The 25,422-nt window shown below is 68.0% G+C and carries 28 protein-coding genes and 1 riboswitch; of the genes, 15 read left to right on the top strand and 13 right to left on the bottom strand.

Annotation, left to right across the window (positions count from 1 at the left end; translation table 11 throughout):
• Positions 1–59 precede the first annotated feature (59 nt).
• A complete protein-coding gene (locus tag ACIRVK_RS21240; RefSeq protein ID WP_404249215.1) occupies positions 60–926 on the top strand; it encodes a hypothetical protein in 867 nt (288 codons plus the stop codon).
• Positions 927–1,016: 90 nt separating this feature from the next.
• The gene (locus ACIRVK_RS21235) at positions 1,017–1,454 is read left to right on the top strand and encodes an NUDIX domain-containing protein (RefSeq protein ID WP_404249213.1); all 438 of its coding nucleotides are present in this window, start codon (positions 1,017–1,019) and stop codon (positions 1,452–1,454) included.
• Positions 1,455–1,508: 54 nt separating this feature from the next.
• Here ACIRVK_RS21235 and thiC read toward each other — a convergent pair whose 3' ends face one another.
• A complete protein-coding gene (thiC, locus tag ACIRVK_RS21230) occupies positions 1,509–3,326 on the bottom strand; it encodes a phosphomethylpyrimidine synthase ThiC (RefSeq protein ID WP_404249211.1) in 1,818 nt (605 codons plus the stop codon).
• A riboswitch (TPP riboswitch) is annotated at positions 3,319–3,508 on the bottom strand. Its footprint overlaps the gene before it by 8 nt.
• A gap of 71 nt (positions 3,509–3,579) precedes the next feature.
• Here thiC and ACIRVK_RS21225 point away from each other — a divergent pair.
• A complete protein-coding gene (locus ACIRVK_RS21225) occupies positions 3,580–5,037 on the top strand; it encodes a YibE/F family protein (RefSeq protein ID WP_404249209.1) in 1,458 nt (485 codons plus the stop codon).
• 109 nt (positions 5,038–5,146) lie between these two features.
• Here ACIRVK_RS21225 and ACIRVK_RS21220 read toward each other — a convergent pair whose 3' ends face one another.
• The 4 genes from ACIRVK_RS21220 to ACIRVK_RS21205 all read right to left on the bottom strand — a co-directional run bounded on the left by ACIRVK_RS21220 (position 5,147) and on the right by ACIRVK_RS21205 (position 7,492).
• A complete protein-coding gene (locus tag ACIRVK_RS21220) occupies positions 5,147–5,584 on the bottom strand; it encodes an SsgA family sporulation/cell division regulator (protein ID WP_404249207.1) in 438 nt (145 codons plus the stop codon).
• Between the two features lie 98 nt (positions 5,585–5,682).
• Positions 5,683–6,408, bottom strand: coding sequence for an IclR family transcriptional regulator (locus tag ACIRVK_RS21215; RefSeq protein WP_404249362.1), 726 nt, complete (start codon positions 6,406–6,408; stop codon positions 5,683–5,685).
• A gap of 373 nt (positions 6,409–6,781) precedes the next feature.
• Entirely contained in the window at positions 6,782–6,994 is a 213-nt protein-coding gene (locus ACIRVK_RS21210; protein WP_404249205.1) for a DUF5326 family protein, read from the bottom strand.
• 180 nt (positions 6,995–7,174) lie between these two features.
• Positions 7,175–7,492, bottom strand: a complete 318-nt coding sequence (locus ACIRVK_RS21205) for a cupin domain-containing protein (protein ID WP_404249203.1) — start codon at positions 7,490–7,492, stop codon at positions 7,175–7,177.
• 59 nt (positions 7,493–7,551) lie between these two features.
• On the opposite strand from ACIRVK_RS21205, the gene ACIRVK_RS21200 reads away from it, so the two are divergent.
• The 5 genes from ACIRVK_RS21200 (at position 7,552) to ACIRVK_RS21180 (ending at position 11,284) form a co-directional block, all read left to right on the top strand.
• Positions 7,552–7,929 carry a phage holin family protein gene (locus ACIRVK_RS21200; protein WP_404249201.1) on the top strand — a complete coding sequence of 126 codons (378 nt, stop codon included), beginning with the start codon at positions 7,552–7,554 and terminating at the stop codon, positions 7,927–7,929.
• Positions 7,930–7,936: 7 nt separating this feature from the next.
• The gene (locus ACIRVK_RS21195) at positions 7,937–8,428 is read left to right on the top strand and encodes a low molecular weight protein-tyrosine-phosphatase (protein WP_404249199.1); all 492 of its coding nucleotides are present in this window, start codon (positions 7,937–7,939) and stop codon (positions 8,426–8,428) included.
• Positions 8,425–9,570 carry a cystathionine gamma-lyase gene (locus ACIRVK_RS21190; RefSeq protein WP_404249197.1) on the top strand — a complete coding sequence of 382 codons (1,146 nt, stop codon included), beginning with the start codon at positions 8,425–8,427 and terminating at the stop codon, positions 9,568–9,570. The genes ACIRVK_RS21195 and ACIRVK_RS21190 overlap by 4 nt, the downstream gene beginning before the upstream one ends.
• A gap of 240 nt (positions 9,571–9,810) precedes the next feature.
• Complete coding sequence (locus ACIRVK_RS21185; RefSeq protein ID WP_404249195.1) at positions 9,811–10,713, top strand: LysR family transcriptional regulator; 903 nt, start codon at positions 9,811–9,813, stop codon at positions 10,711–10,713.
• An 88-nt stretch (positions 10,714–10,801) separates the two neighbouring features.
• On the top strand, positions 10,802–11,284 hold the full coding sequence (locus ACIRVK_RS21180) for an NUDIX domain-containing protein (RefSeq protein ID WP_404249193.1): 483 nt from the start codon (positions 10,802–10,804) through the stop codon (positions 11,282–11,284).
• A 6-nt stretch (positions 11,285–11,290) separates the two neighbouring features.
• On the opposite strand, the gene ACIRVK_RS21175 is transcribed toward ACIRVK_RS21180, so the two are convergent.
• Complete coding sequence (locus ACIRVK_RS21175; protein WP_404249191.1) at positions 11,291–11,926, bottom strand: HAD family hydrolase; 636 nt, start codon at positions 11,924–11,926, stop codon at positions 11,291–11,293.
• Positions 11,927–12,086: 160 nt separating this feature from the next.
• Between ACIRVK_RS21175 and ACIRVK_RS21170 the strand changes: the two genes are divergently transcribed.
• Complete coding sequence (locus ACIRVK_RS21170) at positions 12,087–12,953, top strand: GNAT family N-acetyltransferase (protein WP_404249189.1); 867 nt, start codon at positions 12,087–12,089, stop codon at positions 12,951–12,953.
• A gap of 50 nt (positions 12,954–13,003) precedes the next feature.
• On the top strand, positions 13,004–13,456 hold the full coding sequence (locus ACIRVK_RS21165; protein ID WP_404249188.1) for a GNAT family N-acetyltransferase: 453 nt from the start codon (positions 13,004–13,006) through the stop codon (positions 13,454–13,456).
• 42 nt (positions 13,457–13,498) lie between these two features.
• Here the strand turns inward: ACIRVK_RS21165 and ACIRVK_RS21160 are convergent, their stop codons facing one another.
• Positions 13,499–14,899, bottom strand: coding sequence for a serine hydrolase domain-containing protein (locus ACIRVK_RS21160; protein ID WP_404249187.1), 1,401 nt, complete (start codon positions 14,897–14,899; stop codon positions 13,499–13,501).
• 155 nt (positions 14,900–15,054) lie between these two features.
• Between ACIRVK_RS21160 and ACIRVK_RS21155 the strand changes: the two genes are divergently transcribed.
• On the top strand, positions 15,055–15,621 hold the full coding sequence (locus tag ACIRVK_RS21155) for a dihydrofolate reductase family protein (protein ID WP_404249185.1): 567 nt from the start codon (positions 15,055–15,057) through the stop codon (positions 15,619–15,621).
• A gap of 23 nt (positions 15,622–15,644) precedes the next feature.
• Here the strand turns inward: ACIRVK_RS21155 and dnaB are convergent, their stop codons facing one another.
• Positions 15,645–17,123: a replicative DNA helicase gene (gene dnaB / locus ACIRVK_RS21150; protein WP_404249183.1), complete on the bottom strand. Its 1,479-nt coding sequence runs from the start codon at positions 17,121–17,123 to the stop codon at positions 15,645–15,647.
• A 459-nt stretch (positions 17,124–17,582) separates the two neighbouring features.
• Between dnaB and ACIRVK_RS21145 the strand changes: the two genes are divergently transcribed.
• Positions 17,583–18,920 carry an MATE family efflux transporter gene (locus tag ACIRVK_RS21145; RefSeq protein ID WP_404249181.1) on the top strand — a complete coding sequence of 446 codons (1,338 nt, stop codon included), beginning with the start codon at positions 17,583–17,585 and terminating at the stop codon, positions 18,918–18,920.
• Between the two features lie 134 nt (positions 18,921–19,054).
• Here ACIRVK_RS21145 and rplI read toward each other — a convergent pair whose 3' ends face one another.
• The 4 genes from rplI to rpsF form a co-directional block, all read right to left on the bottom strand.
• Positions 19,055–19,501: a 50S ribosomal protein L9 gene (gene rplI / locus ACIRVK_RS21140; protein WP_389072879.1), complete on the bottom strand. Its 447-nt coding sequence runs from the start codon at positions 19,499–19,501 to the stop codon at positions 19,055–19,057.
• Between the two features lie 18 nt (positions 19,502–19,519).
• The gene (gene rpsR, locus ACIRVK_RS21135; protein ID WP_003949403.1) at positions 19,520–19,756 is read right to left on the bottom strand and encodes a 30S ribosomal protein S18; all 237 of its coding nucleotides are present in this window, start codon (positions 19,754–19,756) and stop codon (positions 19,520–19,522) included.
• A 57-nt stretch (positions 19,757–19,813) separates the two neighbouring features.
• Positions 19,814–20,404: a single-stranded DNA-binding protein gene (locus tag ACIRVK_RS21130; protein WP_404249179.1), complete on the bottom strand. Its 591-nt coding sequence runs from the start codon at positions 20,402–20,404 to the stop codon at positions 19,814–19,816.
• Positions 20,405–20,480: 76 nt separating this feature from the next.
• The gene (gene rpsF, locus ACIRVK_RS21125; RefSeq protein ID WP_005482942.1) at positions 20,481–20,771 is read right to left on the bottom strand and encodes a 30S ribosomal protein S6; all 291 of its coding nucleotides are present in this window, start codon (positions 20,769–20,771) and stop codon (positions 20,481–20,483) included.
• A gap of 264 nt (positions 20,772–21,035) precedes the next feature.
• Here rpsF and ACIRVK_RS21120 point away from each other — a divergent pair, with 264 nt between their 5' ends.
• From ACIRVK_RS21120 to ACIRVK_RS21110, 3 genes are all read left to right on the top strand, one after another.
• A complete protein-coding gene (locus ACIRVK_RS21120; RefSeq protein WP_404249177.1) occupies positions 21,036–21,350 on the top strand; it encodes a hypothetical protein in 315 nt (104 codons plus the stop codon).
• Between the two features lie 182 nt (positions 21,351–21,532).
• Positions 21,533–22,654, top strand: a complete 1,122-nt coding sequence (gene femX, locus ACIRVK_RS21115) for a peptidoglycan bridge formation glycyltransferase FemX (RefSeq protein ID WP_404249175.1) — start codon at positions 21,533–21,535, stop codon at positions 22,652–22,654.
• 74 nt (positions 22,655–22,728) lie between these two features.
• Positions 22,729–23,760: an alanine racemase gene (locus tag ACIRVK_RS21110; protein WP_404249173.1), complete on the top strand. Its 1,032-nt coding sequence runs from the start codon at positions 22,729–22,731 to the stop codon at positions 23,758–23,760.
• 83 nt (positions 23,761–23,843) lie between these two features.
• Here the strand turns inward: ACIRVK_RS21110 and ACIRVK_RS21105 are convergent, their stop codons facing one another.
• Positions 23,844–25,352, bottom strand: a complete 1,509-nt coding sequence (locus ACIRVK_RS21105; RefSeq protein WP_404249172.1) for a glycosyltransferase family 87 protein — start codon at positions 25,350–25,352, stop codon at positions 23,844–23,846.
• Positions 25,353–25,422: the final 70 nt, after the last annotated feature.

The following is a 25,422-nucleotide window of genomic DNA, read 5'->3' as shown; positions in this document are numbered from 1 at the left end:
CCGTTTCTGCCCGACGGCTCGTTGGCATGCGAGCCCCAAGCCCTACGGAGCATCGGGGGATGCACATGAACAGCGTTCCGCAGCACCTGCTGAGCGAGGACCGCCAGGAGTACGAGCGGGTCCTCGATGAGGCGCTGCGCTCCGCACCACACCGCCCGGAACTGGCCGCTGTGGGACAGCGGCTCAACCCCGAACAGCTGCGCACCATGGCGCTGAACGCCACCGCACTCATCACGGCGGCCGCGGCGACCGAGTACCAGCACTACGTGAAGGTTCGCGAGGAACTGCGTCAGCCGACGCCGTCCACCCCTGCGTCGACCCGCACATCCGGCCCCTCGGAGCCGGACACGGGCGCGATGGGGCTCGCCACCCCCCTCGGCGAGGCCACCGAGCCGGCCGGCGCGGGCGCCGTCGCCGTCGCCGCCGTCCTCACCCCCGTCCTCGCCGGAACGGCCGCGGCGATCTTCCTGCTGGTCGGCTACATCATCAGGTCGGTCGCCCCCAAACAGGCTTTCGGCAAAACCCTGCTGACGGCGGGTTGGGTCTTCGGCGCCATGACCGCGGCCGCGATCCTCGTCGCCGCGGTCGGGCTGCTGCTCACCGCCCTGCGCAACAGCCCCCAGCTGGAGTCGGGTCCGTACGGCGAGTTGAGCGCGGAGGTGGCCCGGGCCAGGGACTCCTGGCGTCAGGCGCTGCTGGAGCGCGGAATCCTGCCGTTTCTGCGCGAGGCACTGGCCGACCCGGGCACCGCGGCGGTCCGGCACGAGCCCGCACCGCCGGCACCGAGCCGCATGCCGCACCTCGGCTACGACCGGCCCGGCTTCAGCAGCCCGGACGACGGCCCGGCACCCGGCCACCGGCCGAGCTTCACCAGCCCGGACTACACCAGCCCGGATTTCGGAGGCCCGGAACATCAGCCGGAGTGACGGTCGGCTTGCGCCTTCCACCGCACCGCCCGCGGGGGAGCGCAAGCCGAACACGCCGTTGTGGGTGACCCGTGGGCGGGAGTCGTGAAGGTGAAGGTCCGTCACAAGGTGCGCGTGCTCCTGCTCGACGGCGATCACCTCGTCCTCCTGCGTCGCGGGTGGCCGGGTGGCGAGCCGTACTGGACGACTGTCGGCGGCAGCGTCGAACCCGCGGACGCCGACCTCGAAGCGGCGCTGCGCCGCGAGGCGATGGAGGAGATCGGCGCCACGATCGGCCCCCTCACCGAACTCCTGACGGTCACCGAACCGGGCGGGGCGGTCACCGTCACGCAGCACTACTTCGTCGCCGACCTGCTGGAGATGCGCCTGGACCGCCGCGACGGCCCTGAGTTCGCCACTCCCGACACAGGTGCCTTCGAACCGGTCCGGGTCCCGCTGCGCGCCCCCGCCGTGACAGCCCTCGGCCTCCAGCCACCCGAACTCACCGCCTACGTGCTCGAACACCTGGAGGCGTGGAGAACGAGATGACCGACCGTGCGCCGAAGCCCGCACCGAGAGCTCCGGCACACTCCGGAACCACCGTCAGTCCGCGATCGGCAGATACACCCGGTTGCCGGCCGCAGCGAATTCCTTCGCCTTCTGCGCCATACCCTGCTCGACCTCCTCGCGACTTCCACCGTGCTCACGGCGAATGTCTTGAGATATCTTCATCGAACAGAATTTCGGACCGCACATCGAGCAGAAGTGGGCCGTCTTGGCCGGCTCCGCCGGCAGGGTCTCGTCGTGGAACTCACGGGCCGTGTCCGGGTCGAGGGCGAGATTGAACTGGTCCTCCCACCGGAACTCGAAGCGGGCGTCGGACAGGGCGTCGTCCCACTCCTGTGCTCCCGGGTGGCCCTTGGCGAGGTCGGCCGCGTGGGCGGCGATCTTGTAGGTGATGACGCCGGTCTTGACGTCGTCGCGGTTGGGCAGGCCGAGGTGCTCCTTGGGCGTGACGTAGCAGAGCATCGCCGTGCCCCACCAGGCGATCATCGCGGCGCCGATGCCGGAGGTGATGTGGTCGTACGCCGGTGCGACGTCCGTCGTCAGCGGGCCGAGCGTATAGAACGGAGCTTCATCACAGATCTCCTGCTGAAGGTCGATGTTCTCCTTGATCTTGTGCATCGGGACGTGTCCCGGGCCCTCGATCATGGTCTGTACGTTGAAACGCTTGGCGATGGTGTTGAGTTCCCCGAGGGTGCGCAACTCCGCGAACTGCGCCTCGTCGTTGGCGTCCGCGATCGAGCCGGGGCGAAGCCCGTCGCCGAGGGAGTACGTGACGTCGTAGGCGGCGAGGATCTCGCACAGGTCCTCGAAGTTCTCGTAGAGGAACGACTCCTTGTGGTGCGCCAGGCACCAGGCCGCCATGATCGAGCCGCCGCGCGAGACGATGCCCGTCTTACGGTTGGCGGTGAGCGGGACGTACGGCAGGCGCACGCCCGCGTGGACCGTCATGTAGTCCACACCCTGCTCGGCCTGCTCGATGACCGTGTCCTTGTAGATCTCCCAGGTCAGTTCCTCCGCCCGGCCGTCGACCTTCTCCAGGGCCTGGTAGAGCGGCACGGTGCCGATGGGCACGGGGGAGTTGCGCAGCACCCACTCACGCGTGGTGTGGATGTTGCGGCCGGTGGACAGGTCCATGACCGTGTCGGCGCCCCAACGCGTCGCCCAGGTCATCTTCTCGACCTCCTCCTCGATGGAGGAGGTGACCGCCGAGTTGCCGATGTTCGCGTTGACCTTCACCAGGAACCGCTTGCCGATGATCATCGGCTCGATCTCCGGGTGGTTGACGTTCGCGGGCAGGACCGCCCGCCCCGCCGCTATCTCCGCTCGCACGACTTCCGGTGAGACGTTCTCCCGGACGGCCACGAACTCCATCTCGGGTGTGATCTCCCCACGGCGCGCATAGGCCAGCTGCGTGACCGCCCGGCCGTCGCGGCTGCGGCGCGGTTGGCGCGGACGGCCGGGGAAGACGGCGTCGAGGTTGCGCAGACCGCCGCGCGGCGCGGTGTGCTTGATCCCGTCGTCCTCCGGACGGACGGGCCGGCCCGCGTACTCCTCGGTGTCACCGCGGGCGATGATCCAGTTCTCGCGCAGGGGTGCGAGCCCCCTGCGCACGTCGGTGTCGATGAGGGGATCGGTGTACGGGCCCGAGGTGTCGTACAGCGTGACCGACTGCCCATTGGTGAGGTGCACCTGGCGGACCGGCACGCGCAGATCGGGACGTGAGCCCCCGACATACGCCTTGTGCCAGCCGATGGACTTCCCGGCCTCCTGGGACTGCTCACTCCGGGGCGTTTCGCCCGGAACAAGCTGTTCGTCCTGGCTGGAGGCAGGCGTGCGTACGTCCTTGTTGGTCATGAGACCTACTCCCTACGCCGGCATTACCCGGTAACAGGTTCGGCGGTCGACGCAGCGGCTTCCGTCTGTCGACGTTTCGTGGGGAACATCACTCGACCTCGGTCATGTTCCACGTGAAACATCGCTGGGACGGAGGTCAGCGCCCTCTCAGCCCGGTGCTCCGAGCTCCCGCGTGTGCAAAGGTGCCTCCACGCTAGCGTCATATGTGGCGCGGTGAACAGTGGGCCTCTGCCGTTCTTGCGATGATCTGGCGGTGACCACGACACACCAGCCCCCGTACCCACCACCGGAGCCGCCCCACGGGCACCGCTCCGGATACGGCAACGGCCATGGTGCCGACGGCGGCCACGAGCACCTCCACGGCGCCGGCGACGGGCCTGGGCATGTGACCGGACCCCCGGGAGGGCACGGGCACAGTCACGGTCCCGCGGCCCCTGTCTCCAAGCACCTGCGCAAGGTCATCGCCGCCATCCTCGTTCCCTTCACGGCGGCGGTGCTGGTCGGGCTCGTCGTGATGTGGCCCGGGGGCGCCCCAGGCCACAAGCGCAGCGGGGTGGGCTTCGACCGACAGACTCAGCAGGCGACGGTCACCCAGGTCGTGAGCGTGAGCTGCAAGTCGGTGAACGCCTCGGGCGGCAGCTCGATCGGCGACCCGTCCGCCGCCGGGGGTTCCTCCCCGCAGCAGGCGAACGGCACCTGCAAGAAGGCGACGGTCCGGGTCGACACCGGCAAGGACAAGGGCCGTACGTTCACCGAGATCGTGCAGCCCGACCAGCCTCGCCAACTGCACGAGGGCGAGAAGGTCGTGGCCGCCTACGAGCCCTCGGCGCCAAGGGACCTGCAGTACTCGGTGGCCGACGTGAACCGGCGCTTCCCGATGGCACTGCTCGCCGGCATCTTCGCGCTCGCCGTCGTGGTCGTAGGGCGGCTGCGGGGCGTCATGGCCCTGGTTGCGCTGGCCGTCAGTTTCCTGATTCTGAACTTCTTCATCCTGCCGGCGATCCTTCAGGGCTCGAACCCACTGCTCGTGGCGGTGATCGGGTCGAGTGCCATCATGCTGATCGCCCTCTACATGTGCCACGGCCTGTCGGCCCGTACGTCAGTCGCGGTGCTCGGCACGCTGATCTCGCTGGTGCTGATCGGCTTCCTCGGCTCGCTGTTCATCGGGTGGGCGGCACTCACCGGCAACACCGACGACAACACCGGCCTGATCCATGGCCTGTATCCGTCGATCGACATGAGCGGATTGCTGCTGGCCGGTGTCATCATCGGATCGCTCGGCGTCCTGGACGACGTGACGGTCACCCAGACCTCGGCGGTGTGGGAGCTGCACGAGGCCAACCCTTCGACCGGGTGGCGCGGCCTGTACCGCGCGGGCATCCGCATCGGGCGCGACCATATCGCGTCCGTCGTCAACACCTTGGTCCTCGCCTACGCCGGCGCCGCGCTGCCCTTGCTGCTGCTCTTCTCGATCGCCCAGAGCAGTGTGGGCACCGTCGCCAACAGCGAACTGGTGGCGGAGGAGATCGTCCGCACGCTGGTCGGCTCGATCGGCCTGGTCGCCTCGGTGCCGGTGACGACCCTGCTCGCGGCCCTGGTGGTCTCGGCCGACCGACCGGGGCCGGGGACGGCCACGCCGAGGTCGATGGCAGCGGCCGGCAGCGCACCGGCTCCCGCCCGCACGGGCAAGGGCCGACGTCGAAAGCACTGAGGGCGAGCCGCAGCGGACACCCGGGGGGCGGGCGCTTCCGGGTCGCCTCGGTCGCCCCTACTGAAGAAGCGTTACTGCGGTCGGGTTGGCCGGCTCTCCGCCATGCCGCTCACCCCGCGCTCTGTTCCTCCGCCAGGATGCGGTCCAGCGCCTCGTCGAGGTGGGCGTCGAAGTCGCCGAGGGCGCCCTCCTGGCCGAGCGGCACCAGCTTGTCGGTGCGGTCCAGGAACGCGATGAGCGGCGGGGTCGACGAGCGGAACAGTGCCTGGTCGCTGCCCACCTTGAGTCGGATGAGGACCTCGCCCAGCGAGTCCTCCTCAGCGGGCGCGACGCGCACATCGCCCTCTCCGCACGGCCTGCCCACGCCGTCGATCAACAGCTCCCGGCCGAACGCCCAGGTCACCGGGTCGTCTCCCGGCAGATGGAAGGTCAGCCGGACGGCATAGGGATCACAGGTCTCGTAGCGCAGCTCCACCGGGATCCGGAAGGAGAGCTCCTCGGAGACGAGAAAGCTCATCATGACCTCTGCCTGTACGGACTCGCGCATCGCCTACCCCGTCATATGAAGCCGAATGGCCGGGAATGATCCCCTGACACTGCAGGCATCTTGCTGAAAGTGAGCGACAGATCACAAGGAGTGAGTTTTCAGATACTGATAGAGATCGCCAACGACCCGAGCAGACGTGCGATCTCGCTCTGCAACTGCTGTGCCGCGGCCGCCAGCCGATCGGCCTGATGGACCGGCAGCGAGATGGCCATCGTCACGGCCGTCGTGCCCACCGTGATCGGGACCGCGGCGCACACCGTCCCCAGCGCGTACTCCTGCCGCTCCATGACCGGCTCCATGCGCCCCGTCCGCTCGAGCCGCCGCAGCAGCGCGTTCGTGTCCCGCACCGTGTACGGGGTGATGGACTGCACCGGGTAGCGGTCGAGGTGATCGCGACGGGTCTCCTCGTCCAGCTGGGACAGCAGGCACTGCCCGATCGCGTGCGCGTGTCCCGTCTCGCGAAAGTCGGCCCACTCCTCCACCGCGGGATTGCCCGGGGTGTCGGAGACGCACATGACCTCGATCTCCCCATCCCGGTACACGGCGTAGTACACGGGCACACCGATCGCGTCGCGCCAGCGGGCGAGCGCGTCGACGATCGTGCTGCGACGTTTCTCCTGTGCCCCGCTGCTGCCCAGCCGCTCGGCCGCGTCGCCGAGGAAGAACAGCCCCTTGTCTCGGCGCAGATAGCCCTCGTGCACCAGCGTGCGCAGCAGGTGGTACGCGGTGGGGAGGGCGAGACCGGTCTCTCGGGCCAGTTGTTTGGCGGGAGCTCCGTGCTCATGGCCGGCGACGCACTCCAGGAGGCGCATCGCTCGCTGCACGGATCCGATGAGCGTCGCGGACTGGGGCTGCGCGGCGACGTGGGGTGCCGCCACTCGCTCCTGTGTGGAGCGGCCCGGCTGTCTGGGGGGCCGCATGCCTGCCGGGGTCGGCGGGGCGGCGGTCCGGGTCGAGGTGGGGGGTGCGTGAGGGACGGTGACTGCGGTGTCTACCGTGGCCAAGGGTCACTCCCGAAGCGCGAGGGGGCAGCCCGTGCGGGGAACACGGGAGGGGGTGTACGCCACCCGCGGGCCTTCCCGCGGGAGTTCCGGACTCTAACCGCCCGCCGCCACCTCGGTACGGCCCGCCCGGGAAACTTCCCTCGCCCGAGGGAACCGGTGAATCCTGTTACCGGTCACCGGTGTCCCGGGGCCCTCACCAGTCGCTGCGCGAGGAGGAGCTCGACGTGAACTTCCGTACGACGTAGATCAGTCCGCCGACCAGCGCCACGAAGACCAGCGCCTTGAACAGCAGTCCGATGACGAAGCCGACGACGGTGGCTATCAACCCGCCGAACACGACGAGGGCGATGACCGGCACCGCGATCCACTTCACCCACCAGGGCAGTCCGCCGAAGATCTCTCCCATTGTTCTCGTCCTTACCTCTCCGCCCGTCGCTGGTGCCGGGTCCCGTAGATGAGCCGGTCTTCCGAAGCCGGATCCTTCTCTTGTCCTGCTTCGATGCTAGGGCCGGCAAGGGCCTCGGCGGGGGCCCCGCAGCCCTTGTCCTCCCCTGATCGAACCCCTAGGGAACCCTGAGGCGACGGCTCAGCTTTCGGGCGGAGAGAAGACCACGAGCACCCGCAGGTCCTCGCTGATGTGGTGGAACTTGTGGGCGACACCGGCCGGCACGTACACGACGCTGCCACGTGCCACCTCGGTCGTCTCCAGCCCCACGGTGATCGAGGCGCGGCCGCTCACAACGAAGTAGACCTCGTCCTGGTTGTGCGGCTTCTGTGGATCTTGCCCGCCTGCGTTCAGCGCATACAGCCCGACCGACATGTTCCGTTCCCGCAGGAACTGCAGGTAGGCGCCGTCGTTGGCGGCGCGCTCCGCCTCCAGTTCGTCCAGCCGGAATGCCTTCATCGTTCTTGCCGTCCTCGTCCCGCTGCTCGTGGCCGATCTCGTCTGCCACGATCAGACACATGAAGAATTTCGTAGTCAAGACGATCGCCAACGCGGGTGCCCTGGCGGTCGCCGTCTGGCTGCTCGACAAGATCACCCTCACCGGTGACAGCACGGGCAAGAAGGCCGGCACCCTGATCGGCGTCGCGTTGATCTTCGGCCTGGTGAACTTCCTGGTCAAGCCGATAGTGAAGGTGCTGTCCTTTCCGCTGGTCATCCTGACCCTCGGCCTGTTCACCCTGGTCGTCAACGCGCTGATGCTGCTGCTGACCTCGTGGGTGGCCGACAAGCTCAACCTGAGCTTCCACGTCGAGGGCTTCTGGACCGCGGTCCTGGGCGGCCTGATCATCTCGATCGTCTCGTGGGCGCTGCACGTCGTCCTGCCGGACGAGGACTGACCGCGCGATGACCTATCGCGTCTGCTTCGTTTGCACGGGCAACATCTGCCGCTCCCCGATGGCCGAGTCGGTCTTCCGCACCCGCGTGCGGGAGGCCGGGCTCGACGGCCTGGTCGAGGTCGACAGCGCCGGCACCGACGGCTGGCACGAGGGCGACGGCGCCGACCCGCGCACCGTCTCCGTCCTGGAGGAGAACGGGTACGACAGCACTCACACCGCACGCCGGTTCCAGCCGTCCTGGTTCTCCCGCCTCGACGTCGTCATCGCCCTCGACTCCGGCCACCTCAAGGCCTTGCGCCGCCTCGCGCCCACTCAGGAGGACGCGGCGAAGGTGCGGCTCCTTCGTTCCTACGACTCCGTCGCGGGCGCCGATCTCGACGTGCCGGACCCGTACTACGGGGGCATGGACGGTTTCGTGGTGTGCCTTGAGATGGTGGAGGCGGCGAGCGAGGGCCTGCTCACCGCGGTAGCCGAGCAGGTGGAGGGACGAGCAGCATGAACGATTCGGGTACGTCCGTGGGCGACGGTGAGGGGACGCGCGCGGTACGGGCGGGGCTGCCTGAGGTGGTCAAGAACGAACCGACCCTGCCCGGGCCGGTGTTCGCCGCTCACTACCACCTGCCGGGCGACGTCAGCGGCCCGTACACCTACGGCCGTGACGAGAACCCCACCTGGAACCTGCTGGAGCGCGCCATCGGCGAGCTGGAGGCACCCGGGCAGCAGGGCGTCCAGGCACTGGCGTTCGCCTCGGGCATGGCCGCGACCTCAGCGGTTCTGTTCTCCCAGGTACGCGCTGGAGACACTGTCGTCCTGCCCAGCGACGGCTACCAGGCGCTGCCCCTGCTACGCGAGCAGTTGGAGGCCTACGGCATCGAGGTGCGCACGGCACCGACCGGCTGGGACGCCCAGCTCGACGTGCTCGACGGGGCGAAACTTCTGTGGCTCGAGACACCGTCCAACCCGGGCCTCGACGTATGCGACATCCGACGCCTCGCGGAAGCGGCACACGCGCGTGGAGCGCTCGTGGCCGTCGACAACACCCTTGCGACGCCGCTGGGACAGCGGCCGCTGGAACTCGGTGCCGACTTCGCCGTGGCCAGCGGCACCAAGCAGCTGACCGGGCACGGGGACGTGCTGCTCGGTTACGTCGTCGGCCGTGACGCCGACGCCATGTCGGCCGTGCGCCGCTGGCGGAAGATCGTCGGCGCCATCCCGGGGCCGATGGAGGCGTGGCTCGCACACCGTTCGATCGCCACCCTCCAACTGCGCGTCGACCGGCAGTGCGCGACCGCCCTCATGGTCGCCGAGGCGCTACGGAAGCGGTCCGAGGTGGGCGGTCTGCGTTACCCCGGCCTGCCCGGCGACCCCGCTCACGAGGTCGCTGCCAGGCAGATGCGTCGCTACGGGAGCGTCGTGTCCTTCACGTTGCCCACGCGCGCGCGTGCCGAGCGCTTCCTCGAGACGCTGCGGCTGGTGGACGACGCGACGAGCTTCGGTGGGGTGCGCTCCACTGCCGAGCGGCGCGGGCGCTGGGGCGGGGATCCCGTGCCGGAGGGTTTCATTCGCTTCTCCGTCGGAGCCGAGGATCCCGAGGACCTGGTGGCCGATGTACTCCGCGCCCTGGACGAGTCTGCACGGTGACGGCTTCGCAGCCTGCTTTACGGGACGCCCTGGCCGAGTCGGCCAGCACAGCGGACGGTCCGAGCCTCCCCCCTCGTGGCTCGGACCGTCCTCGGTTCCGCGCGCGAAGAACCGCGCGAACAAGGCTAGTTGACTCTGTGTCAGTGTCCAATCACAGTAGCGACAGAAACCTATCGACATATTTATAGTTGGGCCCTGCCTGGGGTCGGGAGAAGGGCAGGGACAAGGGGAGGACGCGCCATGGATCTGGCCTTGCTGCGCACATTCGTCACGGTGCACCGGGCCGGTTCCTTCACCCGTGCCGCCGCCCTGCTCGGCCTGTCGCAGCCGGCCGTGACCTCGCAGATCCGCACACTCGAGCGGCAGCTGGGCCGCCCTCTGTTCCTACGACAGGCCCGCGGCGTGACACCGACGTCCATCGGCGACGAACTCGCGCACAAGGCCGCCCCTCATCTCGACGCCCTGGTGGAGATCGCCGAGACCGGTCTCGACGACGAGTCCTCCTTAAGGACCCTGCATCTCGCCGGCCCCCCGGAGTTCACGGCCGAAAGGGTGCTGCCCGCCCTCACGGAGCTGACCGGCGAGGACGGCCAGGGCTTCGCCCTGCGGGCCTCCTTCGGGAACGCGGAGGAGACCCTGGAGGGACTGGCCGCCGGGCATCATGATCTGGCCATCAGTACGGCCCGTCCGCGGGGCGCGCTGCTCACGGCGACCACGCTCTGCGACGAGGAGCACGTGCTCGTCGCTTCCCCGGCCCGAGCCGGGCAGATCGACACCGGGCCGCATCGCAAGGGGGCACCCGCCTTCAAGGACGTCCCGGTGATCGAGGTGCACGAGTCGTTGCCCTTCGTCTCCCGCTACTGGGCGTCCGTCTTCGACTCGCGGCCGGCCGGTCCGGGCACGGTCATCGTTCCGGATCTACGCGCGGTTCTCGCCTGCGCCGTCGCGGGAGCCGGCCTTGCCGTACTGCCCCGGTATCTGTGTACGGCCGCCATGGAGCGCGGGGACGTGGTCGCGCTGCACGATCCCGCGGTGCCGCCCTTGCGGACGTACTTCCTGGTAGTCCGTACCGGTACCCTCTCCATGCCGCACATCGCCCGGACACACGAATGGCTCCTGCAGGCTGCCGCCGACTGGTGCTGACCAGGTTTTTCACGGCCATCACGGGCTGAGCTCGGCCGGTGACGTCATGCGATGTTTCACGTGGAAGGATCCTGGCCACATTCCACCCATGACCGTCCGACCCGTGGTCAAGCGCACCGCCCGTGCCGTCCTTCTGGACGGCGACGACCTGATCCTGATCAAACGCACCAAGCCCGGTGTCGATCCCTACTGGGTCACTCCCGGTGGCGGGGTCGAGCCCGGTGACACGACCGTTGTCGACGCCCTGCACCGTGAGGTGTACGAGGAGCTCGGCGCCAAGATCACCGATGTGGTGCCGTGTTTCGTCGACACGGTCGAACACATCGGCGAGGACGGCGGCGCGACCGGCGTGAAGGTGCAGCACTTCTTCGTCTGCCGGCTGGAGTCCATGGACACATCGCTACGCCATGGACCCGAGGTGGAGGAGCCGACAGGCGAGTACGAGATCGTGCGGGTACCGTTCACCCGGGTCGGCATCGCCTCCGTCCATCTCGTCCCGCTGTCCCTGCGGCACTATCTCGACGGCAACATCGAGGGCGTACGGGCCATGCACGCCCCCGACCTGGGCTGAGTCCCATCACATGTCGGCGTTGCGGACCAGTTCGTAGGCTTCCCACAGATCCCCGCCCCGGTACGAGTGTGTGGCGAGACTCGACAGATGACGGTCCGCATTGACCGCTACGGAGACCGGCACCGCACCGAACAGATCCCTGTCCGACTGCGAGTCCCCGTAGGCCACGCAGTCGGCCGTGGTCACTCGGAACTCCTGGCACAAGCGGATGGCGATCTGGACTTTGGCCGCAGCGTTGAGAACTCCGGCCGGATCCACGGGCTGGGTGAAGGGCACAGCGGGAAAGCGTGACCCGTAGGCCGCATGCGCGCCCCAGTCGAGGAGACGTTCCACGAAGAAGGAAGGCGAGAGCGACACCACGGCGCAGTAATCGCCTCGTTCCCGTATCTCCGACCAGACATCGCGGATCCGCTCCAGCCACGGGGCTCCGTCGAAAGCCGCTGTCACATGCGCCTCGGTGAGGTCTGCCCACAGGGCGTGGACACGCGTCGCATACTCCGGAGGATCCATCAGCCCAGCCGAGATCGCGGTGTCGAGTGCCACCGCTTCGGCTTCCAGCCCCAGCTGCCGTGAGATCTCCACGGGCGACGAAGTGCCACGCAGCAACGTGCCATCGAGGTCGAAGAGGTGAAGTCTGGCCATGGGAGCGGAGACTAGTGCGCCGACCTACAGGCCGTGTTTCACGTGAAACATCCGGCACCTGTCGGTGTGCTGAGCCCTTACTCACGACATGGCCAAAAGCTCTCACTTCTCACCGGAAACAAGTGGACGGCGAGTGCCCCCGTCGGAAAGCCTGACCTGCGTGTCGACTCCTTCCCCCGCCGCTCTCCCCATTCGCCGTCTGACGCCTCGTGATCTGACCGCCTGCGCCGACCTGTCGGAGGATCGGGGGTGGCCCCGGGAGGAGCACAAGTGGGGTTTCCTCCTCACGTCGGGACAGGGATATGGCATCGACGCCCCCTCCGGTGGGCTCCTCAGCGCCTGCGTCGTCACGGAGTACGGACCGCAGGACCGTCCCGACTTCGCGGCCATCGGCATGGTGCTGGTCGCCGAGCGTCACGCTCGCCAGGGCATCGGACGGCACCTGATGCGGTACGTCGTCTCCGCGTCAGGCACCACCCCCCTGACACTGCATGCGACTCCGTACGGCCGCCCGCTCTACGAGGAACTCGGATTCAAGGTCACCGGCCACACCGAGATGCTGCGCGGGCACTTCAGGTCCGGCGATCCGGAGTCGGAGGCCGCCACACGGGCAGCCACCGCCGAGGACCTCACCGCCATCCTCCGACTTGACGAGGAGGTGTTCGGGTCCGACCGCACGCACATCATCACCCGGCTTCCCGCATTCGCCGACCGCCTGTGCGTCGCCGAGGAGAACGGCCGGCTCGTCGGGTACGCGGCTGCCTGGCCGAACATGGACACCCATGTCGTCGGTCCGCTGATCGCCCGCGACACCGGGACGGCGAAGTCCCTCATCACCGCTCTCGCCGCCCACACCGACCGACCCTTGCGCACCGACATCGACGTACGCCATGAAGAACTGCTGGCGTGGGTGAAGCAGCGTGGTCTGGCGCCGGTCGCGGTCAGCGCGGTCATGACCCACGGCATCACCGAGCTGCCCGGCGACTGGACCCGCAGGTTCGCACCCGTCACGGTAGCGGCGAGCTGAGAGCCTGCTGGGAACGTCCGCATGCCGGGCCAGTGCGTAGGGTGCTCGCCATGGGAGATCTTGAAATGCGGGCCGCCACAGCGGCCGACGTGCCCGCGATCGTTGCGATGCTCGCCGACGACCCGCTCGGCGCCCAGCGCGAGACACTGGACGACCTGGCCCCGTACCTGGCAGCATGGGAGCGCCTGGCGGCCGATCCCAACCAACACCTGATCGTCGCCGTCCGTGAAGGCCGGGTGGTCGGAACGCTGCAGCTCACCATCATCCCTGGGCTGTCGCGACATGGTTCCCTTCGGTCGATCATCGAGGCCGTTCGAATCCAGGCGAATGAGCGCGGAAGCGGCCTTGGCACCCGGCTCATCGAGTGGGCCATCGAGGAATCCCGGCGCCAGGGCTGCCGGCTGGTACAGCTCACCTCGGACAAAACTCGGACCGACGCCCATCGCTTCTACGAACATCTCGGTTTCACGGCCTCCCACCTCGGCTTCAAGCTCCAGCTGTGAAATCCATGATGGCGTCCTGTTTCACGTGAAACAGGACATCCTTCACGGCTTCGGTGTCTGACCGATCCCCCGCCACCCGTCGGGGTCCACACCACCCGGCACGGGAGCCTCCTCGCCGTACGGCTGACGGGTGAACACGAACGAGCCCAGGTCCAGATAGCTCACGGTCCCGTCAGGACGCCGTACGGCCTTCAGGAGCTCCCCGGCGTAGTAGCCCTCAAGCCCGGTCCAGGTACCGTCGCCGTTCCTCCTGAAACGTGAGCGGCGGCCTACGCCCGACAGTGGCTCCAGCGAGAGACCGCCGTCGGGTGTCAGACGTAGCGCGAACGCGTGTGTCCCCCAGTACCACGGGCCCGCCAACTCCAGTACGACTGGGTCGACTTCAGGCAGCGGACGCCATGGCTCAGGGATGCGCGGTTCGGCCACGGCGACGAGCCGTACGAGGTCGGAGCCCACGGTGGACAGCAGCGGGCCCGAGGTGCAGTTGGCCAACACCACGGCAGCGACGTCGTCCTCCACGCTGATGGTGAGGTTCGCGAGAAAGCCGGGCAGCGAGCCTGAATGTCCGAAGAGCAGCCGACCGTCCCGGTGCTGGATCTGCAACCCCAGCCCGTACGAGGCTCCGTCGGCCACGTCAGCCGCTTCGACCGGCGCCGCGGGTCTGCGCATCTCCCGCAGGGTCTCGGCGCTCAGGACCCGATCGTCCCCTTGAGCGAGGAAGACGGCGAATCGGGCCAAGTCGTGGGCGGTCGACCAGAGTTGACCGGCTGGTGCCATCCGTCCCAGGTCCTCGGTGGGTTCGGGCAGCAGGACGTCGGCCCAGGGCTGCACGGCCCATCCACCCGCGTGGGGCATCTTCGGGCGGGCGCTCGTACGGTCGAGGCCCAGGGGGTCGAGTACTTCCCGTTGCAGCACCTCCTCCCAAGGGGCCCCGCGCAGCTTCTCGACGAGCGCTCCCAGAACGGTGTAGCCGGGGTTGGAGTAGTGGAATCGGCGTCCCGTTGGATGGAGTAGCGGCTGCTCGCCCAGTACGTCGGAGAGTTCGGGACGCAGCGACCCCGGGGTGCGCTCCCACCACGGGGCCGGCGACTCGGCCGCCAGTCCACCGGTGTGGGCGAGCAGATCGGCGACGGTGGCCTCCCCCACACCCGTGCCCGGCAGGTGTTTCTCCAGCGGATCACCGAGGTCGAGGGCGCCCTCGTCGCGAAGCCGCAGGACCAGAACGGCCGTGAACGTCTTGGTGATCGAACCGATGCGGTACTGCACGTTCTCGTCCGGCCCGTGGCCCTGCACCGAGGTCCGGGCCCCGTGCCACACGATCCGTCCGCCCCGCACCACCGCGGCGACCAGCGACGGCGCGCGCCCTTCGGACTGCGCGACGGCGACGCGGTGCAGCAACGCCCGTCGGGTGCCGGGAAGGAGCTCTTCCTGAGAAGTCGTCATGCCCCCCAGTCCACCCCGCGAGGAGTTGGGAAGTCGAGCTCATATCCCCCGGGCGCGTAGCAGGAGGGCTACCGGCCGGTCCAGATCGCGCGCCGATGAGTTTCCCGCGCCACCCTGGTCAACACACCGGACACCCACGGACGAAAGGCTGGGCCATGCGAAAACTGATCTACGCCATGAACCTGACCCTGGACGGCTACATCGCCGCGCCCGGCGACGACATCGGCTGGAGCGGCCCGCCGAGCCCCGAGCTGTTCCAGTGGTGGCTCGACCACGAGCAGGCGAGTGACCTGTCTCTGTACGGACGTAAGCTGTGGGAGACGATGAGCTCCTACTGGCCGACCGGCGACCAGCAGCCGGGCGCCACCCCGGCGGAGATCGAGTTCGCGCGGAACTGGCGGGACACGCCGAAGGTGGTGTTCTCCTCGACGATCGACAAGGTCGACTGGAACACCCGCCTGGTCACCGGCGACGCGATCGCCGAGATCACCCGTCTCAAGGACGAGGACGGCGGGCCGATGAACATCGGCGGTGCGACGCTCGCCGGGGCGGCCATGCGCGCCGGGTTGATCGACGAGTACGTGATCGCCGCCCATCCGGTCCTGGTGGGCGGCGGCACTCCGTTCTTCACCGCGGTGGACAGCTGGTTGTACCTGGACCTGGTGGAGACCCGGACGTTTCCCGGCGGCGTGGTGGCGACCAGGTACGAGACGAGGCGCTGAGCAGCCTCCCGCCACTCGGATGCTCAGGTCTGCGCCATGTCGACGAAGCGCGAGTAGTGGCCTTGGAAGGCCACCGTGATCGTCGCCGTCGGGCCGTTACGGTGCTTGCCCACGATGATGTCCGCTTCGCCGGCCCGCGGGGACTCCTTCTCGTAGGCGTCCTCGCGGTGCAGCAGGATCACCATGTCGGCGTCCTGCTCGATGGAACCGGACTCACGCAGGTCGGACACCATCGGCTTCTTGTCCGTGCGCTGCTCCGGGCCACGGTTGAGCTGAGAGAGAGCGATCACCGGGACTTCCAGCTCCTTGGCCAGGAGCTTGAGGTTACGCGACATGTCCGAGACCTCCTGTTGTCGGCTCTCGGAGCGCTTGGAGCCACCGGACTGCATCAGCTGCAGATAGTCGATGATCACCAGCTTGATGTCGCTGCGCTGCTTCAGCCGACGGCACTTCGCACGGATCTCCATCATCGACAGGTTCGGGGAGTCGTCGATGTAGAGCGGTGCGGACGACACCTCGGGCATGCGGCGGGCCAGCCGGGTCCAGTCCTCGTCCGTCATCGTGCCTGAGCGCATGTGGTGCAGGGCCACGCGTGCCTCGGCGGACAGCAGACGCATCGCGATCTCGTTGCGTCCCATTTCGAGGGAGAAGATGACGCTCGGCAGATTGTGCTTGATCGACGCGGCCCGGGCGAAGTCCAGGGCGAGTGTGGACTTGCCCATGGCGGGACGGGCCGCGATGACGATCATCTGGCCGGGATGCAACCCGTTGGTGAGTGAGTCGAGATCGGTGAAACCCGTCGGCACACCGGTCATCTCCCCGCTGCGCGAACCGATGGCCTCGATTTCGTCGAGCGCGCCCTCCATGATGTCGCCGAGGGGCAGGTAGTCCTCGCTGGTGCGCTGCTCGGTGACCGCGTAGATCTCGGCCTGGGCGCGGTTGACGATCTCATCGACGTCATCGTCCGCGGCGTACCCCATCTGCGTGATGCGGGTGCCCGCCTCCACCAGGCGGCGCAGTACGGCGCGCTCGTGGACGATCTCCGCGTAGTACTCGGCGTTGGCCGCCGTCGGCACGGTCTGGACGAGGGTGTGCAGATAGGAGGCGCCACCGACCTTGTTGATCTCACCGCGCCTCGTGAGGTCGGCGGCGATGGTGATGGGGTCGGCCGGCTCACCCTTGGCATAGACGTCGAGGATCGACTGGAAGATCGTCTCGTGGGCCGGCTTGTAGAAGTCGTGCCCCTTGAGGATCTCGACGACGTCGGCGATGGCGTCCTTGGACAGCAGCATGCCGCCCAGGACGGACTGCTCGGCGTCGAGATCCTGGGGCGGAACCCGCTCGAAGGACGTGCCGGCGCCGTCCCATTCACCGCTGTCCCGGCCTCTGTCGTGCTGCTCGTCCCGGCCCCGGCCGCCATCGCCACGGCGACGGGAGGCGGGCAGACGATCACTGGGACCGCTGTCGGCCCACGGGTCGTCCAAGGGCTCGGAAATGCTCACCGAGCCACCTCCTCCCGTCCGCCGGGGCGGACCTAGCCGTGCCCTTATTTCTACGGCACGGCACTGACAAATGAGAGGCCCAACTCCGCTTGTGGCGCGTCGGTTTTGGGGTGGTTTCCCGGCCGACGAGGGGAGTGGGCGCCGGACCACGGTAGGCCTGCGGGCACCGTCAGCCAATCTGGTTATCCACAGGCCATGTGGACGACGGCCCGGATGCTGTGGAGAACTCCTCGAAACCTGTGCACGACGCGGTGGACAGCCCTGTGAACAAGCGACGACACCGTCCGCGAATCTCCCACTGACCTGCGTCTTTCCCGTCCACCGGCTGTGCAGAAGAAAAACTTCCCCGCTCGGGCCAAGATCGGTTCGAACGGCGCACAAAAGAGCTCACCCCTGCACAACCCGTAAGGACCAGAAGAGCATTGCATCTCTTACCTGTGGACGATTAGATTGATGCACATGACACAGGCTCCCGCGACTCCCAGGGCCGCCCGGCGCCGGCACGACCGAGAGATCGTCGCGCTGGCCGTCCCGGCCTTCGGCGCACTCGTCGCCGAGCCCCTTTTCGTCATGGCCGACAGCGCGATCGTCGGCCACCTCGGCACCGCACAACTAGCGGGTCTAGGCGTCGCCTCGGCACTCCTCACGACCGCAGTCAGCATCTTCGTCTTCCTCGCGTACGCCACCACGGCGGCGGTCGCCCGACGGGTCGGCGCCGGCGACCTCCAGGCCGCCATCCGTCAGGGCATGGACGGCATCTGGCTCGCGTTCCTGTTGGGCGCAGCCGTCATTGCCGTCGTCCTGCCCACGGCGCGCGTCCTCGTGGACCTCTTCGGTGCCTCGAACACGGCGGCCCCCTACGCGACCACCTATCTGCGCATTTCCGCCCTCGGGATCCCGGCCATGCTCGTCGTCCTCGCCGCCACCGGAGTGCTCCGTGGTCTGCAGGACACCAGGACACCGCTCTATGTGGCCGTGGCCGGCTTCGTCGCCAACGCCGCCCTCAACGCAGGTCTCGTCTATGGCGTCGGCCTCGGCATCGCAGGTTCCGCCTGGGGAACCGTCATCGCGCAGTGGGGCATGGCAGCGGTGTACCTCGTCGTGGTCGTCCACGGCGCCCACAGGCAGGGTGCTTCGCTGCGTCCCGACCTCGCCGGGATCAGGACTTCGGCCCGGGCAGGGGTGCCCTTGCTGGTCCGTACTCTGTCCCTCCGGGCCATCCTGATGATCGCCACTGCTGTCGCCGCCCGGCTCGGCGACGCGGACATGGCGGCCCACCAGATCATCCTCTCCCTGTGGAGTCTTCTGGCCTTCGCTCTCGACGCCATCGCGATAGCCGGGCAGGCCGTCATCGGACGTTATCTCGGTGCAGACGACGCAGAGGGAGCCCGTCAGGCCTGCCGTCGCATGGTGGAGTGGGGAATCGCGGTCGGCGTCGTCCTCGGTGCTCTCGTCGTGATCACAAGGCCGGTGTTCCTACCGCTGTTCACCAGTGACTCCCTGGTCAGGGACACCGCCCTGCCCGCCCTGGTGATCGTCGCACTCTCCCAGCCTGTCTGCGGCATCGTCTTCGTCCTCGACGGCGTGCTGATGGGCGCGGGGGACGGCCCCTATCTGGCAGGAGCGATGCTAGCCACCCTCGCGGTCTTCACGCCGGTCGCTCTGCTCGTGCCTTCGCTCGATGGTGGCCTGACGGCCCTGTGGGCCGCCATGACGCTGATGATGACCGTACGCATGCTGACCCTGTGGCTACGGGCCCGCTCGGGCCGCTGGCTGGTGACGGGCGCGAGCCGGTAAACCCGCCCCCGGACTCCCACCGCCCCGGTTTCACGTGAAACATCCCGGAGCCTGTCCCGAGGGAGGGGTAGCACCGAAGAGGGGCCACCCCTGTGGGGTGGCCCCTCTCTCAGCCGTTCAAGCCGAGCGCAGCGTTACGCCGCGACGACCTCGATGTTGACCTTGGCGGCAACCTCGGGGTGCAGACGTACGGACGTCTCGTGGGCGCCCAGGGTCTTGATCGGGGCGGCCAGCTCGATGCGGCGCTTGTCGACCTCGGGGCCACCGGAAGCCTTGATCGCCGAGGCGATGTCGGCAGGGGTGACGGAACCGAAGAGACGACCGGCGTCGCCGGAGCGGACGGCCAGACGGACCTTCACGCCCTCGAGCTGGGCCTTCACCTGGTTGGCCTGCTCGATGGTCTGGATCTCGTGGATCTTGCGAGCACGACGGATCTGCTCGACGTCCTTCTCGCCACCCTTGGTCCAACGGATAGCGAACTTCCGCGGGATCAGGTAGTTGCGAGCGTAACCGTCCTTGACGTCAACGACGTCGCCCGCGGCACCGAGACCGGAGACCTCGTGGGTGAGGATGATCTTCATGAGTCGGTCACCCTTCCCTTAGCGCGCGGTGGACGTGTAGGGCAGCAGCGCCATCTCACGGCTGTTCTTGACGGCCGTGGCGACGTCACGCTGGTGCTGCGTGCAGTTGCCGGTCACGCGGCGGGCACGGATCTTGCCGCGGTCGGAAATGAACTTCCGCAGCATGTTCGTGTCCTTGTAGTCCACGTACGTGACCTTGTCCTTACAGAAAGCGCAGACCTTCTTCTTCGGCTTGCGCACAGGCGGCTTCGCCATGGTGTTTCTCCTGTGTGATCAAGAAGTTGGGGTACGACCCGCCCTCCGGCCCGAGGCCTAGAAGGGGGGCTCGTCCGAGTAGCCGCCGCCACCGCCGCCGGAGTTTCCACCCCAGCCGCCGCCACCGCCACCCTGATTGCCACCGGCGGGAGCGCCGGTCGCCCAGGGGTCGTCGGCAGGAGCGCCGCCGCCCTGCTGGCCGCCACCGGGGCCACCGCCCCAGCCGCCGCCACCCTGGCCGCCACCGCCGCCGTAACCGCCCTGGCCACCGCGTCCGGCACCGCCGGCGGTCTTGGTGACCTTGGCCGTGGCGTTCCGCAGACTGGCGCCGACTTCCTCGACGTCCAGCTCGTAGACCGTGCGCTTGACGCCCTCACGGTCCTCGTAGGACCGCTGCTTCAGCCGGCCCTGCACGATGACGCGCATGCCTCGCTGGAGCGACTCGGCGACGTTCTCCGCCGCCTGCCGCCAGACCGAGCAGGTGAGGAACAGGCTCTCGCCGTCCTTCCACTCGTTCGTCTGACGGTCGAAGGTGCGGGGAGTGGACGCGACACGGAACTTCGCGACCGCCGCACCGGAAGGGGTGAAGCGCAGCTCGGGGTCATCGACAAGATTGCCGACGACCGTGATGACGGTCTCGCCTGCCATGGGGAACCTCTCGGCGGGTTTGCTGCTGGCTGCTTGTGCTGCTACTCGAATCCCGAGATCAGCTGAGCGGGAGAGCTCAGTGGGTCTCGGGACGGAGGACCTTGGTCCGGAGGACCGACTCGTTCAGGTTCATCTGGCGGTCGAGCTCCTTGACGACCGCAGGCTCGGCCTGCAGGTCGATGACCGAGTAGATGCCCTCGGGCTTCTTCTTGATCTCGTACGAGAGACGACGACGGCCCCAGGTGTCGACCTTCTCGACCTTGCCGTTGCCCTCGCGGACGACGGAGAGGAAGTTCTCGATCAGGGGGGCGACAGCGCGCTCCTCCAGATCGGGGTCGAGGATGACCATCACCTCGTAGTGACGCATGTGGAACCCACCTCCTTCGGACTCAGCGGCCACGGTCGTTCCGTGGCAGGAGGGTTGTGATGCGTAGGCAAAGGTATCGGCCGCCACTGACAATCGGGGGTGACCTCGCGGTTTACCCGACCGGGCCTGGGCAGACACCCATGCAGACGGTACAGACTACCCGCACAGCGGCTTCCGGTTGAAATCCGGCCCGTGGGACCGTCAGTCTGTACACATCGGGTGTGTATGGCGCTACGATGCGCCGCCTTTCGCAGGAGGTGCCCCATGGCACAGGCATTGCGACCCAACACCGCCGGAGGCCTTTTCGCCACGGACGGAAAGCCCCACCCGCTCCAGGACACGCTGCTCGCGGTGACCCTGGTGCTCGGTGTGATCGCGTTCGTGACCGGCTTCTTCCACAACCTGCACCTGCTCAGCTCCTGGGCCGGCCTGGTGGGGATCTTCACCGGCGCCTACGGGCAGTGGATCTCGGAGACGACCCGCGAACGCTTCGGCCTCATCCTGGGCCTCGGCGCCTCGGCGGTCGGCTTCTTCCTCGGCATGGCGCACGGAGGCCTCTTCGGCGGGGTCATCAGCTGACGCCTGGGACACCGTTCCCTCTTCAACTCGATACAAAGCATGACGGAACGCCTCGGCGGCCCATAGGCCGGGGCGCGGGTTCCGTACGTCCAGCCGGGGCGCTCGCAAGGCGCAGTAGGCTTCGGCGCGAGAGCCGGAGCCCCTGACCCCATGGGGACACACCAGCCCGAGGAGCGCCCCGAATGAGCCTGACCCTGAGGACGATCAGTCGCGAGCAGCATCTGGCGTACATCCAGAGCCTGCCGTCGGCGAGCCACATGCAGGTTCCGGCCTGGGCGGACGTCAAGGCGGAGTGGCGTTCCGAGAGCCTCGGCTGGTTCGACGAGAGGACCGGCGAGCTCGTCGGTGCGGGACTCGTCCTCTACCGGCAACTGCCCAAGATCAAGCGCTACTTGGCCTATCTGCCCGAGGGACCGGTCATCAACTGGTTCGCGCCGAATCTGACCGAGTGGCTGGAACCGATGCTCGCGCACCTCAAGCACCAGGGCGCCTTCTCGGTGAAGATGGGACCGCCGGTGATCATCCGGCGCTGGGAAGCGAACTCCATCAAGCAGGGCATCCAGAACCCGGACGTGAAGCGGCTGCGCGACATCGAGGCAGACTTCATCGAGCCGCGCGCCTTCGAGGTCGCCGACAAGCTGCGTCGGATGGGCTGGCAGCAGGGTGAGGACGGCGGGGCCGGCTTCGGTGATGTTCAGCCCCGTTATGTCTTCCAGGTGCCGTTGGCCAACCGCTCCTTGGAAGAGGTCCACAAGAACTTCAACCAGCTGTGGCGGCGCAACATCAAGAAGGCCGAGAAGGCCGGCGTCGACGTCGTCCAGGGCGGCTACCAGGACCTCGAGGAATGGCAGCGGCTGTACGAGATCACGGCCGTCCGCGACCACTTCCGGCCCCGCCCGCTGTCGTACTTCCAGCGTATGTGGACGGCACTCAACACCGAGGACCCGAACCGGATGCGGCTGTACTTCGCCCGGCACAACGGGGTGAACCTGTCGGCGGCGACCATGCTGATCGTCGGCGGGCACGTCTGGTACTCCTACGGCGCCTCCGACAACATCGGCCGTGAGGTCAGGCCCTCGAACGCGATGCAGTGGCGGATGCTGCGCGACGCCTACGCGCTCGGCGCGACCGTCTACGACCTGCGCGGCATCTCCGACTCGCTGGACGAGACCGATCACCTCTTCGGCCTGATCCAGTTCAAGGTGGGCACGGGCGGCCAGGCGGCCGAGTACCTCGGCGAGTGGGACTTCCCGCTGAACAAGCTGCTCCACAAGGCGCTCGACATCTACATGTCGCGCCGCTGACGTCGCGTCCTTCGCTTCAATAGCTTCCACACCTCCGACACACCGCAGCGACCAGAAAGGTTCCAGGTCCGGCCATGGCGCTCACGCTCTACGTCGACACCGCGCGCTGGCGGGCGCACCACAAGCACGTGCAGGAGCAGTTCCCGGGCCTGGTCCCGGTCTGCAAGGGCAACGGCTACGGGTTCGGGCACGAGCGGCTGGCGGAGGAGGCCACGCGGCTGGGCTCCGACATCCTCGCCGTCGGCACCACGTACGAGGCCGCCCGCATCAAGGACTACTTCGGCGGTGACCTCCTGGTGCTCACGCCCTATCGGCGGGGCGAGGAGCCCGTCCCGCTGCCCGACCGGGTCATCCGCTCGGTGTCGTCGGTGGACGGCGTCTACGGCCTCGTGGGCGCCCGTGTGGTCATCGAGGTGATGTCCTCGATGAAGCGGCACGGCATCAGCGCCCAGGAACTGCCGCAGCTGCACGCCGCCATAGAGAACGTCCGGCTGGAAGGCTTCGCCATCCATCTGCCGCTGGACCGCACCGACGGCTCGGACGCCGTCGAGGAGGTCATCGGCTGGATGGACCACCTGCGCGCCGCCCGGCTGCCGCTGCACACGATGTTCGTCAGCCACCTCAAGGCCGAGGAACTCCACCGGCTGCAGCAGCAGTTCCCCCAGACCCGCTTCCGTGCCCGTATCGGCACCCGGCTGTGGCTGGGTGACCACGAGGCCACCGAGTACCGCGGAGCGGTCCTGGACGTCACCCGCGTCACCAAGGGGGACCGTTTCGGCTACCGCCAGCAGAAGGCGGCCTCGGACGGATTCCTGGTCGTCGTGGCCGGCGGTACGTCGCACGGGGTGGGCCTGGAGGCCCCGAAGGCCCTGCACGGCGTCATGCCGCGCGCCAAGGGCGTCGCCAGGGCCGGTCTCGCCACCGTGAACCGGAACCTTTCTCCGTTCGTCTGGGGCGGCAAGCAGCGCTGGTTCGCTGAGCCACCGCACATGCAGGTCTCCATCCTGTTCGTGCCCTCCGACGCGCCCGAGCCGAAGGTGGGCGAGGAACTGGTGGCGCATCTGCGCCACACCACCACGCAGTTCGACCGGATCGTCGACCGCTGAGCGATCCGGGGACAGACGGACCTGAGGCCGTACACGGGCTTCCGTGTACGGCCTCAGGTGTGGATCTCACACATCCCGTTCGCTCAGAGCGAACTGCCCCTGGAGGGTGGCGTTCCATGGCCGCCCCACTCCACCGGAGGCCCTTCGAGGTAGGCCGCGGGCCGGGGCGGACGAGCCGCGGCGCCGACGACGAAGACGTCCTCCGCACCGTCCAGGACACCGCCTGACGGATCGTCGTCCCCAGACCGGCGCACCGGGTCCCGCTCAGGCATGAGGATGTCGCGTACGACCACGGCGCACAGGTACAGCGTCCCCAGCAGATGTACAGCGATGGCCCACTGGTAGCCGACCTGCGGCAGGCCCTTGTGGGCGTCCCCACTGGTCGTGTAGGCGAGGTACATCCAGATGCCCAGGTAGTACACGACCTCGCAGGCCTGCCAGATCAGGAAGTCCCGCCACTTGGGCCGGGCCAGAACGGCGAGTGGGACCAGCCACAGGACGTACTGCGGCGAGTAGACCTTGTTGGTGACAATGAACGCGGCGACGATCAAGAACGCGAGTTGCGCGAAGCGCGGGCGACGGGGTGCGGTCACCGTGAGCACGGCGAGGCCCACGCAGCACAGCACCACCAGCGCCAGTGCCAGGTTGTTGACCGTGGCAGTGGTCAGCGGATCCGTTGAGTTCTGGGCCATGATCAACCAGAACGACCCGAAGTCGACGCCCCGGTCGTGGCTGAACTTGTAGAACTGCACGAAGCCGTCCCAGGCGAAGTACATCACCGGGAGATTCACGACGAGCCAGGCGACGACCGTGCCTCCCAACGCCTTGCCGAAGTCCCGCCATTTCCCTGCCCGCCAGCACAGCAGGAACAGCGGCCCCAGAAGGAACACAGGATAGAGCTTCGCGGCCGTGGCAAGCCCCAGGAGGACCCCGAAGGCGAGGGGGCGACTCCGGGACCACATCAGCATCGCCGCGGCCGTCAGAGCGACCGCCAGCAGGTCCCAGTTGATGGTGGCGGTCAACGCGAAGGCGGGTGCCAGGGCGACCAGCAGACCGTCCCAGGGCCGGCGCCCATGGGTCCGGGCGACGCAGACCGCGATGATCGCCGCGCAGACCATGAGCATTCCGGCGTTGACCATCCAGTACCACTGCTCCTGGTCCTGGATGCTTCCGCTGCCGGGTGTGAGCCAGGCCGCCACCTCCATGAACACGCCGGTCAGCACCGGGTATTCGAGGTAGGGCATATCACCGGGGAGCTTGTCGAAGTACGGCACGAGCCCGTCCGCGAAACCGCGTCCCTGGTAGAGGTGGGGGATGTCCGAGTAACAGGCCTTCGTGTACTGGGAGCTGGCCCCGAAGAACCAGGCACTGTTGTAGCAGGGGGCCTTCTGGATCATCCCAAGAGCGAACATGCCGATCGCGACGAGCGCGACGACCCGGACGGGCGTCCACCAGGACGTCCCGAGCAAGGCACGCCGCCCGAGGGGACCGCCGATCAGCTCGCTGCCGGACGCGGCGACCTTGTCCTCCTTGGTCGGCCGTACCGGATCCGATCCGTGCACGTTCGCTTGCGTCGATTCTGCGCTGGGCATGTCGCACATCCTGCCGTACATGTCTGGGAATACGCCGAGGGCCGCCCCACCCTCTCAGGCGCGGCGGCCC

It is taken from the genome of Streptomyces sp. NPDC101152 (assembly GCF_044768275.1).
Classification (GTDB): Bacteria; Actinomycetota; Actinomycetes; order Streptomycetales; family Streptomycetaceae; genus Streptomyces.
Note: the sequence above shows the minus strand (reverse complement) of the source record. Positions and strands in the feature narration are given on the sequence as shown.

Coding starts and splice junctions, on each gene's coding strand:
- ACIRVK_RS21240 (WP_404249215.1), top strand. CDS start 60: ATGCACATGAACAGCGTTCCGCAGCACCTGCTGAGCGAGGACCGCCAG.
- thiC (WP_404249211.1), bottom strand. CDS start 3,326: ATGACCAACAAGGACGTACGCACGCCTGCCTCCAGCCAGGACGAACAG.
- ACIRVK_RS21220 (WP_404249207.1), bottom strand. CDS start 5,584: ATGCGCGAGTCCGTACAGGCAGAGGTCATGATGAGCTTTCTCGTCTCC.
- ACIRVK_RS21210 (WP_404249205.1), bottom strand. CDS start 6,994: ATGGGAGAGATCTTCGGCGGACTGCCCTGGTGGGTGAAGTGGATCGCG.
- ACIRVK_RS21205 (WP_404249203.1), bottom strand. CDS start 7,492: ATGAAGGCATTCCGGCTGGACGAACTGGAGGCGGAGCGCGCCGCCAAC.
- ACIRVK_RS21200 (WP_404249201.1), top strand. CDS start 7,552: ATGAAGAATTTCGTAGTCAAGACGATCGCCAACGCGGGTGCCCTGGCG.
- ACIRVK_RS21195 (WP_404249199.1), top strand. CDS start 7,937: ATGACCTATCGCGTCTGCTTCGTTTGCACGGGCAACATCTGCCGCTCC.
- ACIRVK_RS21190 (WP_404249197.1), top strand. CDS start 8,425: ATGAACGATTCGGGTACGTCCGTGGGCGACGGTGAGGGGACGCGCGCG.
- ACIRVK_RS21185 (WP_404249195.1), top strand. CDS start 9,811: ATGGATCTGGCCTTGCTGCGCACATTCGTCACGGTGCACCGGGCCGGT.
- ACIRVK_RS21180 (WP_404249193.1), top strand. CDS start 10,802: ATGACCGTCCGACCCGTGGTCAAGCGCACCGCCCGTGCCGTCCTTCTG.
- ACIRVK_RS21175 (WP_404249191.1), bottom strand. CDS start 11,926: ATGGCCAGACTTCACCTCTTCGACCTCGATGGCACGTTGCTGCGTGGC.
- ACIRVK_RS21165 (WP_404249188.1), top strand. CDS start 13,004: ATGGGAGATCTTGAAATGCGGGCCGCCACAGCGGCCGACGTGCCCGCG.
- ACIRVK_RS21160 (WP_404249187.1), bottom strand. CDS start 14,899: ATGACGACTTCTCAGGAAGAGCTCCTTCCCGGCACCCGACGGGCGTTG.
- ACIRVK_RS21155 (WP_404249185.1), top strand. CDS start 15,055: ATGCGAAAACTGATCTACGCCATGAACCTGACCCTGGACGGCTACATC.
- ACIRVK_RS21145 (WP_404249181.1), top strand. CDS start 17,583: ATGACACAGGCTCCCGCGACTCCCAGGGCCGCCCGGCGCCGGCACGAC.
- rplI (WP_389072879.1), bottom strand. CDS start 19,501: ATGAAGATCATCCTCACCCACGAGGTCTCCGGTCTCGGTGCCGCGGGC.
- rpsR (WP_003949403.1), bottom strand. CDS start 19,756: ATGGCGAAGCCGCCTGTGCGCAAGCCGAAGAAGAAGGTCTGCGCTTTC.
- ACIRVK_RS21130 (WP_404249179.1), bottom strand. CDS start 20,404: ATGGCAGGCGAGACCGTCATCACGGTCGTCGGCAATCTTGTCGATGAC.
- rpsF (WP_005482942.1), bottom strand. CDS start 20,771: ATGCGTCACTACGAGGTGATGGTCATCCTCGACCCCGATCTGGAGGAG.
- ACIRVK_RS21120 (WP_404249177.1), top strand. CDS start 21,036: ATGGCACAGGCATTGCGACCCAACACCGCCGGAGGCCTTTTCGCCACG.
- femX (WP_404249175.1), top strand. CDS start 21,533: ATGAGCCTGACCCTGAGGACGATCAGTCGCGAGCAGCATCTGGCGTAC.
- ACIRVK_RS21110 (WP_404249173.1), top strand. CDS start 22,729: ATGGCGCTCACGCTCTACGTCGACACCGCGCGCTGGCGGGCGCACCAC.
- ACIRVK_RS21105 (WP_404249172.1), bottom strand. CDS start 25,352: ATGCCCAGCGCAGAATCGACGCAAGCGAACGTGCACGGATCGGATCCG.